The 11,707-nt window shown below is 43.4% G+C and carries 10 protein-coding genes; 7 read left to right on the forward strand and 3 right to left on the reverse strand.

The window, feature by feature from the left end; genetic code table 11:
* Nucleotides 1–150 precede the first annotated feature (150 nt).
* Entirely contained in the window at nucleotides 151–1,677 is a 1,527-nt protein-coding gene (locus tag QT979_RS18060) for a UDP-N-acetylmuramoyl-L-alanyl-D-glutamate--2,6-diaminopimelate ligase (protein ID WP_333311302.1), read from the reverse strand.
* A gap of 199 nt (nucleotides 1,678–1,876) precedes the next feature.
* Nucleotides 1,877–2,182 (reverse strand): glutaredoxin family protein, encoded by a 306-nt coding sequence (locus QT979_RS18065; protein WP_333311320.1) that lies wholly within the window; start codon nucleotides 2,180–2,182, stop codon nucleotides 1,877–1,879.
* A gap of 328 nt (nucleotides 2,183–2,510) precedes the next feature.
* On the opposite strand from QT979_RS18065, the gene QT979_RS18070 reads away from it, so the two are divergent.
* The 5 genes from QT979_RS18070 (at nucleotide 2,511) to QT979_RS18090 (ending at nucleotide 8,113) form a co-directional block, all read left to right on the forward strand.
* A complete protein-coding gene (locus tag QT979_RS18070) occupies nucleotides 2,511–3,788 on the forward strand; it encodes an ATP-dependent DNA ligase (RefSeq protein WP_333311303.1) in 1,278 nt (425 codons plus the stop codon).
* A gap of 92 nt (nucleotides 3,789–3,880) precedes the next feature.
* Nucleotides 3,881–4,456 carry a Uma2 family endonuclease gene (locus tag QT979_RS18075; protein ID WP_333311304.1) on the forward strand — a complete coding sequence of 192 codons (576 nt, stop codon included), beginning with the start codon at nucleotides 3,881–3,883 and terminating at the stop codon, nucleotides 4,454–4,456.
* A 109-nt stretch (nucleotides 4,457–4,565) separates the two neighbouring features.
* Nucleotides 4,566–5,807 (forward strand): exonuclease subunit SbcD, encoded by a 1,242-nt coding sequence (gene sbcD, locus QT979_RS18080; RefSeq protein ID WP_333311305.1) that lies wholly within the window; start codon nucleotides 4,566–4,568, stop codon nucleotides 5,805–5,807.
* 105 nt (nucleotides 5,808–5,912) lie between these two features.
* A complete protein-coding gene (locus tag QT979_RS18085) occupies nucleotides 5,913–7,238 on the forward strand; it encodes an AAA family ATPase (RefSeq protein ID WP_333311306.1) in 1,326 nt (441 codons plus the stop codon).
* The gene (locus tag QT979_RS18090) at nucleotides 7,235–8,113 is read left to right on the forward strand and encodes a DUF4435 domain-containing protein (RefSeq protein WP_333311307.1); all 879 of its coding nucleotides are present in this window, start codon (nucleotides 7,235–7,237) and stop codon (nucleotides 8,111–8,113) included. The genes QT979_RS18085 and QT979_RS18090 overlap by 4 nt, the downstream gene beginning before the upstream one ends.
* Here QT979_RS18090 and fmt read toward each other — a convergent pair.
* The gene (gene fmt, locus QT979_RS18095; protein ID WP_333311308.1) at nucleotides 8,103–9,116 is read right to left on the reverse strand and encodes a methionyl-tRNA formyltransferase; all 1,014 of its coding nucleotides are present in this window, start codon (nucleotides 9,114–9,116) and stop codon (nucleotides 8,103–8,105) included. The two genes, QT979_RS18090 and fmt, sit on opposite strands and share 11 nt — an antisense overlap.
* A gap of 802 nt (nucleotides 9,117–9,918) precedes the next feature.
* On the opposite strand from fmt, the gene QT979_RS18100 reads away from it, so the two are divergent.
* Together QT979_RS18100 and QT979_RS18105 are read left to right on the forward strand one after the other, a co-directional pair.
* Nucleotides 9,919–10,062, forward strand: a complete 144-nt coding sequence (locus QT979_RS18100; protein WP_333311309.1) for a hypothetical protein — start codon at nucleotides 9,919–9,921, stop codon at nucleotides 10,060–10,062.
* Nucleotides 10,063–10,244: 182 nt separating this feature from the next.
* Nucleotides 10,245–11,585: an ABC transporter substrate-binding protein gene (locus QT979_RS18105; protein ID WP_333311310.1), complete on the forward strand. Its 1,341-nt coding sequence runs from the start codon at nucleotides 10,245–10,247 to the stop codon at nucleotides 11,583–11,585.
* Nucleotides 11,586–11,707: the final 122 nt, after the last annotated feature.

Genomic DNA, 11,707 nt, shown 5'->3' on the forward strand with positions numbered 1-11,707 from the left:
TTAAAATATTTTGTATGACTATTATAATCTAGTGCAAATCAGATTCTTGCTTCGTCTTAATACTTAAAAATCTAACAAATTTCGCAGCCCGCGAACAGCTAAGCGTTAACGGTTAACCGAATTCGGTTAACCGTTAACAGTTAACTGAATTTACTTAACTGAATTCATTCTGGCTTTCAAGGCATCTCGCGCTTGTTCTCGATCGTCAAAATGGACTTTTTCTGTGCCCAAAATTTGATAATCTTCGTGTCCTTTCCCTGCAATCAGCACGCCATCTCCGGGTTTAGCATCCATAATAGCAGTGCGAATTGCAGCGGATCGATCGCACATCACGATCGGCTTTACTGCGGCGGGAATTCCTGCTAAAACATCCTCCAAAATGCGATCGGGATTTTCAGTGCGCGGATTGTCGGAAGTAACAACCGCTAAATCGGCTAATTCTGCAACGATTTTACCCATGATCGGCCGCTTAGTGCGATCGCGATCGCCACCGCAGCCAAACACGCAAATCATCTGACCGGGAATAAACGGCCGCGACGCCTTCAACAAGTTCTCCAAACTGTCTGGAGTGTGCGCGTAATCCACAATAACGCTAATATCTTGGTCGGGACTAATTTGCACCCGTTCCATCCGTCCCGGAACTCCCGAAAACTGAGATAATTTCTCCACAATTGCGGACAAATCTAAACCCAATTCTAAAACAGCACCGACAGCAGCCAACATATTTGATAAGTTGAACTGACCGACTAAAGGCAAAGAAAAAGCAGTTTCGCCCTTGGGAGTGTGCAGCATTCCCTTAACTCCATTGGGCTGATACTCCAAATCAAAAGCATACAAATCTGCCGTTTTCAGAACTGTGCTGTAACTCCAAACTAGGTCAGATTTGAGGGTTTCAACTATCCGCTGCCCGTAGGGATCGTCAATATTAATTATAGCGCGCTTCTTGAGGTAATCAGAACCAAATAAAAGCGATTTTGCCTCAAAATAATCTTCCATATCGCGGTGATAATCGAGATGATCTTGAGTCAAATTTGTAAACACAGCAACTTCAAAACTACACCCCAAAACTCGCTGCTGCGCTAAAGCGTGGGAACTGACTTCCATCACGCCATGTTTGCATCCGGCTGCTACAGCTTCTGCTAATTGTTTTTGTAGGTCAACTGCAAAAGGTGTGGTGTAAAGTGCAGTTTGTTGGAAGCCCGGCCAGCGAGTGTAAAGCGTACCGAAAATTGCCGTCGGCAACTGCGTTTCATTGAGCAAAAATTCGATTAAATGAGTGGTTGTAGTTTTGCCGTTAGTCCCGGTAACGCCGACAAGTTTTAATTTGCTAGCTGGATTGCCGTAAAAAGCAGTTGCTATTTGACCGCAAACTTGAGCCATATCGGCTGCTGCGATGACGCAGGGAACCTCTTCTAGCCCCCCCTTAGCAAGGGGGGGTTGGGGGGGTATCTTCTCGGCTGCTTGGGTGGAAATTATGGCAGCAACTGCACCAGATTCGATCGCACTTTGCCAAAAATCTCCCCCATCAACCCGAGTTCCCGGCATTCCCAAAAACAAATCGCCCGCCTGACAAGCGTGGGAATTAGTGGATAAACCCTTGACTTCGGCATCGAGGGCGGGATGTTTGGCGTCAAAGGAAATGCTGGGAACTGCTGCTAATAATTCTTTCAATTTCATCTGAAAAACTCCTCGCTTGAATGTCTTGAATATGACTGGCCCAACACATTGTTTGAGCCATTCTCTACAGGTTTTTGCTGTATGCGGTGCAAACCCTAGGTTTTTTTTATTTGCGGTGTAAAACCTATCGGCCTAGAGTAAGCTGCACACCGAGCACCCCGAAGCCAGGATTAAAACCTGAGTTTTTGGGTAAATCGTATTATTGTGATCGATCGATTTGCAAATATTTCTGTAACATTTGCTCCAATTGGGCGACACTACAGCGGGGAGAAGGACGGGGTAACAGTTCTTCAGCGGAGAATGCAGCCTCGCCAACAGAATTTTTGGGCTGGGGCTGCACTTTAAACAAAACAGGAACTTCGTACTGATAAGCTTGAAACCAATCATCGCGTTCGGTAATATCTCTGACTTCGAGTTGAAAGTTCAGGCTTTCAATCTGTTCGAGTTTTTCTTGCAACCCTTCACACAAGTGGCATCCGGGTTTGCTGTACAAAATCAATCGCATCATAACAGTAAGATTAAACTCGATCTTAAATTCTCAAACCTGCGATCGCCAGTGGGCGAACTCAACGCGAGTAAGACGCAACTCACGGCTTTATTGGTCGCAATGCGCGATCGAAGTTATCTTAGCATTGGCGGCGAACAGATTACCGCGCTTGACTATCTCTTTCTTCTCTCCCTCTGTGCCCTCTGCGCCTCTGCGGTGAAAAAATAAATCTGGTTCACCAATGAAAAAGTTAAATTTATTCACATAACCTAATTGTAAACTTTACCTTGACTAATAAATCAATCTTTAGTATAGTATATAAATAGCCCTACATAAAGGAGGCAGTATGGACTGCACCGAATACGCAGAAGCCAAGCGAAAAGCAGCTAAAAAAATTAGCGCCGACATTCGAGAACGCTGGAACAATCGCATCGTGACGCGAGGATTGCACTTGATGGGTGAAGCGGGGGCAGTGCAGTATTTGGCTGATTACGGGCGCGGCATCGGTACGGCAAAAGTTATTGGTTTTGCACTGTGTGCGGAGTCAGAAGGATACCCGGAAATGGCGATCGGCTTTTGGAAAAGAGCGTTTGAATTGGAAACTGGAGAAAAGCCGATCGCCATCAATACTCCAAACAAATCTAGCACCAATCTTGCTCCTGCTGCAAAATCAACTACCGCTGCCAAAATAGAGACTGTTTACAATCCGATTGTTCCCGAATTACCACCGCACTTACAGCCGGGAAGGATTGTCACGATGCAGCCGGTGGACGCGCCGAGCGATCGTTCTTATTACATCGAAAATCCCGATTATTGGGGACAGCCAAAGCGCGACGGCAATCGAGTAGTTGTCATCGCGACGCCCGATAAAGTATACTACCAATCGCGATCGACTAACCTGCGGCAACAAGCATCGATTGAGATCGATCGCACATTAATCGACACAGCCGCTAAAATTGGCACCTTTGTTTTAGACGGCGAACTGTATTACAAAAGCTGTACGGGCAGCGAACACCGCACCGGCGCGCAAGCTGCTACAGTTAATATTGAAAGCGGTTTTCCGACAATCCAGCCCAGCGCAATTTATGCCATTTTTAAAAGTTTGTTTTTCAAAGGCAATGATTTAACTACCGTGGCAGAATCCGAACGAATTGCAGCGGGAGTTGAAGTTGGCGAAATGCTGGCAAATTTATCCCCAGCCTTTGAAGTTGTACCGACATTTCGCACCGCAGCCGAAAAAGTCATCCTGGCAAATCAGCAGGAATCTGAAAATAAAGAAGGCGAAGTTTGGGTGTTGAACAACTGTCACTATGTCGGCGGAAAAGATGTTAAGAAATATCCGATAGTTAGGACTAAATACTGTCAAGAACACGATTTATTTATTGTGGGTTTGACGGCGACAAAAGTTGCGGGCCGGCCGTTTAGCGCCGTCAAAGTAGCGCAAGAAATTGATGGCAAATTAGTCCCAGTAGGAACCGTGGGAACCGGGTTTAGCGGGGAGGAAATGCAGGAAATTGCCCGACTCTACGAGGCTAACCCCAAAAGTGTCAAAATTAAAGTGCGATCGCAGGGTTTGACAGAAAGTGGCAAACTGTGGCACGCACGATTTTTGGAGTTTTGTTAAATTTGTAGGGAAACGGCACTGCCGTTTCCCAGGCGGGTATGCGATTATTAACCAATAGTGTCAAATAAATAAAAATATCGGAGGACACATCAATGTTTGTTAGTAAAAATAATTTCTACATCTCCCCAGAAGAGTACCTAGAAGGCGAACGAGTAAGCCCCATCAAACACGAATACAGACGCGGACACGTTTATGCAATGACAGGGGCAAAAAAACCTCATATTGTTATTTCAGTAAATTTAGCAAGTTTGCTTAACAATCATCTCCGCGAGAGTTCCTGCTTAGTTCTTTCATCAGATATAAAAGTCCGACTGGAAGAGGCAAATTGCTATTACTATCCTTATGTAGCGGTGACTTGCGACGAAAGGGATACCTCAACTACTGAAGATTTCATTTTATATCCATCCTTAGTAGTTGAGGTATTGTCTCCCTCAACAGCAGCTTTTGACAGGGGCGATAAATTTGCCGATTACCAAACTTCGCCGAGTTTGCAAGAATACGTACTCATCACTCAATCTGAGATTAAAATTGAGTGTTTTCGACTCAAGGCTGAGGGAAATTGGGTTTCTCAGACTTACCGACAAGGAGATAGAGTAGAATTTGTTAGTGCGAATTTTAGTTGTGCAATTAGCGAAATTTATCAAAAAGTCCCCGGCATCATATTGTGATGTATGCAAAAAAAATTTCTTTGCTTCGTAGTGAGGAATGCAAGTCCTTCTTCTGAGGACTTCCGTCCTCACTACGAACCGAAACGATAGCTAACAAATAGAAAAAACAATGATTAAAATCTTACACCTTTCAGACATTCACATGGGTAGCGGCTTTTCCCACGGCCGGATTAATCCAGAAACAGGTTTAAATACGCGGCTGGAAGACTTCGCGGCGACGCTGAGTAAATGTATGGATAGAGCAATTTCTGAACCCGTAGATTTAGTCATATTCGGTGGCGATGCTTTCCCGGATTCGACGCCTCCACCGTTTGTCAAAGAGGCTTTTGCTTGCCAATTCAGCCGCTTGGTTGACGCGCAAATTCCGACGGTTTTGCTGGTAGGAAATCACGACCAACATTCCCAGGGACAAGGCGGCGCGAGTTTGGGAATTTATCGGACTTTGGGAATACCTAAGTTTATTGTAGGCGATCGCCTGGACACTCACCTCATTCAAACCCGCAGCGGGCCCGTACAGGTGGTAACATTACCTTGGTTGACTCGATCGACCTTAATGACACGTTCCGAGACTGAAAGCCTGTCTATGGGCGATGTTAACCAATTATTAACCGAAAAACTGACGATCGCAATGGAAGGCGAAATTCGCCGCCTAAACCCCGACATACCAACCGTACTTTTAGCGCACTTAATGGCAGATAAAGCGAGTTTGGGCGCCGAACGTTTTTTAGCAGTTGGCAAAGGTTTTAACATTCCCGTTTCCATGCTAACTCGCCCTTGTTTTGATTATGTTGCTCTCGGCCACGTTCACAAACACCAAAATCTCAATGCTTCCAACAATCCGCCCGTAATTTATCCCGGAAGTATCGAACGAGTTGATTTTAGCGAAGAGAAAGAAGATAAAGGTTTTGTGTTAGTTAATTTGGAACGGGGAAAAGCTGAGTGGGAATTTTGCACTTTGCCCGTGCGGGTGTTTCAGACTATTAAAGTGAATGTGGCAGAATCGGAAAACCCGCAAGCCGAGTTAGTTAAAGCTATTGGCAAGAAAGAGATACAAGACGCAGTTGTGAGATTGATTTACCAATTGCGATCGGAACAATTAGATTTAATCGACAATGCTGAATTGCACATACTTCTGGGCGAAGCGCACAGCTACACAATCCAGCCGGAATTAGTCAGTCAGTTAGCGAGGCCGCGGTTGCCAGAATTGAATGCTAATAATAGTATAGAACCGTTAGAAGCTTTAAAAACTTATCTGGCAAGTCGCGAAGATTTGAAAGATGTTGCGGAGAGTATGTTGGAGGCGGCGCAGGGTTTGTTGGGAGGGAAAGAGGAGGTTGTGGTAGAATTTTAGGTATGGGAATGATTTAACCGCAGAGAACGCTTCAGAGCACAGAGGAAGAGAAGAGAGAGATGAATAATTCCAATACTAACGGATTTGATATAACTAGAGGGAAAAATGAGAATCAATAAAATTTTTGTCACTAAACTTTTTGGAGTGTTCAACCATCCGGTTTCGCTCAATATGGAAGATAGAATCACGATTATTCATAGTCCGAATGGATTTGGTAAAACAGCATTACTTAGGCTGATTAATGGATTCTTTAATTCACGTTACTCAGAAATTCGGACTATTCCATTTGAAGAATTTAGAATAGACTTTGATGATGGCAGTTATCTGCAAATAACTAAATCTATTGATACCAGTGAAGATAAAAAAGATAAAAATTTGACATTTTATTTTTCTAAGCCTGGTGCAGAAGCAGAGATATTTTTACCTAATCTATTAATAGATTCATTGGCAGAAACAAATGTTTCTTTGGATATCACAGAGGAGAGACTACAGTCATCAGGTGGTATAGAAACACAAACTAAAAATTCGGAATCAATCGCCTTTCAAAATCTTGCCAAGGCCTTGACTGACTTGACTAAACATTTAATCTCAAGAAAAGTTAATAAAGAACCAAAGTGGCTATCAGAACTAAAAAGCTCGATTGATATTCGTTTTATAGAAACTCAGCGCTTGTTAACTCCCTCAAATATTCCTGAAGCAGCGGTAGACACAAAACATCCATTAATGATTCCCTCAGTTAATATATATTCTCAGGAACTCGTAGAAGAGATTCAAGCAAAACTAGCTGAATACGGTGCATTGTCTCAGTCTCTTGAAAGAACGTTTCCTGCGAGAATTTTCAACAACAAAGCACCCTCGGATATAACAGAGGAAACACTTCGCAACAAATTAAATGAAATTGAGGAAAAGCGTTCTCGTCTCAGAGAAACTGGTCTTTTAGATAAAGACGAGAATTCGGATTTCCAAGTAGAACAAAATATTGATGGAGTCACAAAAAACATTCTGTCAGTTTATGTTGAAGATGTAGAACAAAAACTCATGGTTTTCAAGGAACTTGCTACTAAAATAGAACTTTTCAAAGGAATTATTAAACAGCGATTTCTCTATAAAAACATGAGCATCAGTAAAGAGAAAGGTTTTACCTTTACAACGGCGGATGGTAAGCCTTTGTCGCCGACAGACTTATCTTTTGGAGAACAGCATGAACTGGTAATGCTTTACCAGTTGTTATTCAAAGTTCAAGCTAACTCGCTTGTTCTCATTGACGAACCCGAACTTTCGCTGCATATAGCATGGCAAGTTGAGTTTCTCAAAGATTTGCAAGCAATTATTAAGCTGGCAAACTTTGATGTTTTATTAGCAACTCATTCTCCAGATATTATTGACGATAGCTGGAATTTGACAGTGGAATTAAAAGGGCCAGTTGAATGACCCAAAACCTTAAACTCGATCCACAAAACCTTAAGCCCGATCGCATTGCCAACAGAATTCGCCTGCTGAGAACTCAATCTCAATACACTGGATCTTTTTTAATTGTTGAGGGAGATACAGATGCGCGGGTATGGACAAACTTGGTACACTCCACAAAGTGTCGTGTAGAGAATGCCTACAATAAATATAAAGCTGTGCAAGTGCTAAATATCCTTGAACAAGGTAACTTTGCTGGTGTTTTGGCTGTTGTTGATGCTGATTTTGATATATTAGAAGAAACTGTTCTACTCAGTCAAAACTTGCTTTTAACAGATACTCACGATCTTGAAACTATGCTGCTGAAGTCGCCAGCACTGGAAAAGGTGCTTAGGGAACACGGTTCAACAGAAAAAATTGAGCGTTTTGCTCAAGATATCCGCCAGACTTTATTGCAGAGTGCCAAAATTCTTGGTTATTTGCGATGGGCTTCGCTAAAGTTTAATTATTGTTTAAAATTTGAAGATTTAGCTTTTAATAAATTTGTGGATGATCGCACATTAATATTAAATGAATCGAAGTTGATTCAAACTGTGAAAAACCACTCTCAAAAGCCGGGACTTGACGAGCAAGAAATTAGAGCAAATATGGAGAACTTAAAAACAGATACTCAAGATATGTGGCACGTTTGTTGCGGTCACGATATGATTTCTATTTTGTCGATCGCACTTTGTAAAGCATTAGGTTCCTGTAACTCTAAGGAAGTCGAGCCAAATGTACTAGAAAAATATTTAAGGGTTGCCTATGAGTCTGCTCATTTCCGAGAGACAAAACTTTATAGATCTATTCAGACATGGGAACAAACTAATAAACCTTTCCAGGTTCTATCTAATCTGTAATTCCCGCATTCCCAAAAACTTCCCCTACAGCCAACCGAGTTCCGTTCGCAAAATCCACCCCAGACTGCACCTTTTTCCCCGCTAACTGCACCTCCCGCAATAATAATAAACCATCACCGGTTTGGACGATCGCTCCCAACCCCTTTACAACCTTGACAACTTCCCCATTCGCGCCCGATAACTGATCCAAAACAGGCCATTCGCGTTCCAAAACTCTCAAATCCGCTGGCATTTGCAGCCAATATTCCGGCCCGACGGGCACAGTAGCTATCACCTTCAAAGAATTGCCGCGAAAAGTCGTCGTGCAATCCGGGAAAAAGCCCCTAACTTGATTGTGAAGGTCGATCGCACTTTTCGACCAATCCAGCACATAATCTGCACTCTTAATCATCGGCGCATAAGTCGCTTCAGCATCATCTTGAACAACAGCTTCAATTTGGTCATCCCTCAATTTCACCAAAGTTTCCACCAACAAATCCGCCCCAACTTCCGCCAACCTATCCGCCAAAGAATCAGCATTATCCAACAGTGAAATACCAGCAAAAGCCTTCAACAGCATCGCCCCAGTATCCATCCCAGCATCCATCAGCATAGTAGTAATTCCTGTTGTCTTTTCCCCGTCAAAAAGACAGCGCTGAATCGGCGCGGCACCGCGATACTTCGGCAAAATTGAACCGTGAACATTAACGCAAGCCAAACTAGGAATATCCAGAATTTCTTGAGAAAGAATTTGGCCGTAAGCCACCACCACAAACACATCTGCCTCCGTTTCCCGCAATTTGGCAATGGTTTCCGCATCTTTTTTGATTCGTTGCGGCTGCCAAACCGGGAGACTGTGATTTAAAGCCACATCTTTTACAGGTGAAGGCATCAATTGATTCCCTCTTCCCCGGCGTTTGTCCGGCTGAGTCACCACACCCACAACCTCAAATTCTGGGTGACTTAGCAAACTGGATAAACTAGGAACAGCAAAATCGGGAGTGCCAAAAAAGACAATTTTCATATATTTTTAGTTATTAGTAAGTAGTTAGCAGTCATCAGTTAGAGCGTGTAGGCGTGAATTAACCGTGATTCCTCTAGATACGGTCTTGAATTGTCAAAACAAGAAATCTACCAATCAAGCGGGTTTATAGCTCCCAATGCGTCTAGGACTCCAATCATGGTAGTTTCCTCCTCAATTATACACATCGACGATAGTTCCGACTTGTGCGATCGCCTTTTTGCCGATCGCACAAGTCGGAATCATCTAGGATACAAGCCCCCAAATTCATCCGTGGGGTCAATGCTTCAATTCTTTAATCTAAAATCTAAAATCTAAAATCTAAAATCGACTGGCACTCAGGTAAACTAGACTCAACAGATAACAGTCCGCGACACACAAGGACTTCATCTACTGCATTAATTAACTTTACCTTTGCTTTAACTTCGCCCATCACTTCACATCCATTCTTTATATAAAACAAAAAAAAAAGTGTATTTACCTGGAAAACTTTAAACCCAGAATTACTCTTATGACTCTTTCGCAACGAAGTCATAGGCAAGCGCATGAATCCTGATTTTCAACGTCAGGCGCTACTCAATTAAATCATGGGTCGTCCCGAACCTCGATTCAAAAATACTCTGGAAAAATTTCCCAAAAACTGCTATTTTAGTAATAGTAGACGCTCCTTGTACTGGTCAATCAATCTTAGCCCAAGGATACAAAGCACCCCGAGGCTTTAATCATAAGCAATGCCCACCCTCAAAAAATAATAATTTTAGCTAATTCTGGTAAAATTGTTGCGCTGCCAAGTTATCGTGCTTACATGACCTGCAACGATTCGAGCGCAGAACAGGAACAAGTCAGCGAATCGCTATTAAGCAAATTGCCAGAATTTCCGCCTGTTACAGTTCCTCATTTAGTAAAAGATCGATCGCACCTGACAGAAATTCCTTGCTATCGGATGTGACCGCAAGATAGACTAGGAGCAGGAGCTTTCACCGTTTTGTTTCAAAACACCTCCGATGGAGAAAGAAATCAGCTACCAGCAGATTTTCAAGATTTAGCTCCTTTTACCAACCTCTAACTATCCGCGTCCATCCCCGTTCATCTGCGGTTAAAAAAAATTTCTTCCCTGAATCTAAATAAAAAATGATATTATCCAAATTATTCAAAGCAACTAAAAGACAACTCAAACTAGCGATCTGCATTTTAATTACCTTAAATCTGCTAATATTAAGCGGCTGTCAAAACAGCATCACACCCGCATCAAAAAACGGCGAGCCGCTCGAACTCACACTGTGGCACGGCATCAATCCCCCGCCAAACCGCGACGTATTTCAAACCCTCACAGACCAATTCAACAAAACACATCCCAATATCCAGATCAAACCAGTTTACATCGGTCAGCCCGACCAACAACTACCAAAAATACTAACAGCAATAGTTGGAAATGCACCGCCTGATTTGCTGTGGAATGGCCCCTCAATTGCAGGAAAACTAGCAGAACTCGACGCAATTGAACCCTTAGAAAACTGGCTCGACAAATCGCCCCGGAAAGCCGAAATTGACCCGGCACTCTTCGAGTCAATGGAACTCAGCGGACATACTTGGTCAGTTCCCCTAGGCACAAACAACGTCGCCATATTTTACCGTCCCAGCTTATTTGCAGCAGCAGGAATCAAAAAAGTGCCGCAGAATTGGGCGCAATTAAAGCAAGTAGCCCGATCGCTCACCCAAGACACCAACGGAGACGGCCGCACAGACCAACACGGCATAGTGCTCCCCCTAGGCAAAGGAGAATGGACAGTATTTACCTGGCTGCCATTCATGTTCAGCGCAGGCGGCGAACTCAAAGGCGAAATACCTCAAAATCCTGTACCCCAAATAGATAATCCCGGTTCTCACGCCGCCTTAGAATTGTGGAGCGACTTGTTAAAAGAAGGTTCAGCAATATTGTCAGCACCCGAACGCGGTTACGAACTCGACAATTTCATCGCCGGGAAAGTCGCCATGCAAATCACCGGGCCGTGGACGCTAGCACAGTTGCAGCAAAGCGCGATCGACTACGCAGCAATGCCTTTACCGCTCCTCAAACGCCCTGCAGCCGTCGTAGGGGGTGAAAACATATTTTTAATGAAAACCTCGCCAGAACGAGAGCGAGCAGCCCTAGTATTCTTAGAATACGTTATAGGTGAAGAATTCCAAACAGCATGGGCATTGGGAACAGGTTATTTACCCATTAACTTAAAATCGAGACAGAGCCAAGCTTATCAAAGCTTTGTGGAAAAAAACCCTGTTTTGCGAGTATTTTTAGAACAAATGAAGTCAGCCAGAGCGCGACCCATTATATCAGGTTACTCCCGCCTGTCAGAAAACCTCGGTCGCGCCATAGAGGCAACCCTTCTCGGCCGCAACCCCCAAGACGCGCTTAAAGAATCTCAAGAGCGTTTGACACTAACCTTAGATATTGCAACAGCCAAAGAGAAATAGACAAAAAAATTTTTTTTCCTGTAATATATCCGCTTTCACTGTATTCGATCGAAAAACTTAAAACCTCGATTGATGGTTAAAAATCTAGTGAAAATCACTACAGCCTGCAATTCTAATCAGAA

Origin of the sequence: Microcoleus sp. w2-18bC1 (assembly GCF_036700365.1) — a bacterium.
Classification (GTDB): domain Bacteria; phylum Cyanobacteriota; class Cyanobacteriia; order Cyanobacteriales; family Microcoleaceae; genus Microcoleus.

What these genes read in the sequence shown, in the direction of transcription:
- QT979_RS18060 (WP_333311302.1), bottom strand. Translation starts at nt 1,677, where the DNA reads ATGAAATTGAAAGAATTATTAGCAGCAGTTCCCAGCATTTCCTTTGAC.
- QT979_RS18065 (WP_333311320.1), bottom strand. Translation starts at nt 2,182, where the DNA reads ATGCGATTGATTTTGTACAGCAAACCCGGATGCCACTTGTGTGAAGGG.
- QT979_RS18070 (WP_333311303.1), top strand. Translation starts at nt 2,511, where the DNA reads ATGGACTGCACCGAATACGCAGAAGCCAAGCGAAAAGCAGCTAAAAAA.
- QT979_RS18075 (WP_333311304.1), top strand. Translation starts at nt 3,881, where the DNA reads ATGTTTGTTAGTAAAAATAATTTCTACATCTCCCCAGAAGAGTACCTA.
- sbcD (WP_333311305.1), top strand. Translation starts at nt 4,566, where the DNA reads ATGATTAAAATCTTACACCTTTCAGACATTCACATGGGTAGCGGCTTT.
- QT979_RS18085 (WP_333311306.1), top strand. Translation starts at nt 5,913, where the DNA reads ATGAGAATCAATAAAATTTTTGTCACTAAACTTTTTGGAGTGTTCAAC.
- QT979_RS18090 (WP_333311307.1), top strand. Translation starts at nt 7,235, where the DNA reads ATGACCCAAAACCTTAAACTCGATCCACAAAACCTTAAGCCCGATCGC.
- fmt (WP_333311308.1), bottom strand. Translation starts at nt 9,116, where the DNA reads ATGAAAATTGTCTTTTTTGGCACTCCCGATTTTGCTGTTCCTAGTTTA.
- QT979_RS18100 (WP_333311309.1), top strand. Translation starts at nt 9,919, where the DNA reads ATGACCTGCAACGATTCGAGCGCAGAACAGGAACAAGTCAGCGAATCG.
- QT979_RS18105 (WP_333311310.1), top strand. Translation starts at nt 10,245, where the DNA reads ATGATATTATCCAAATTATTCAAAGCAACTAAAAGACAACTCAAACTA.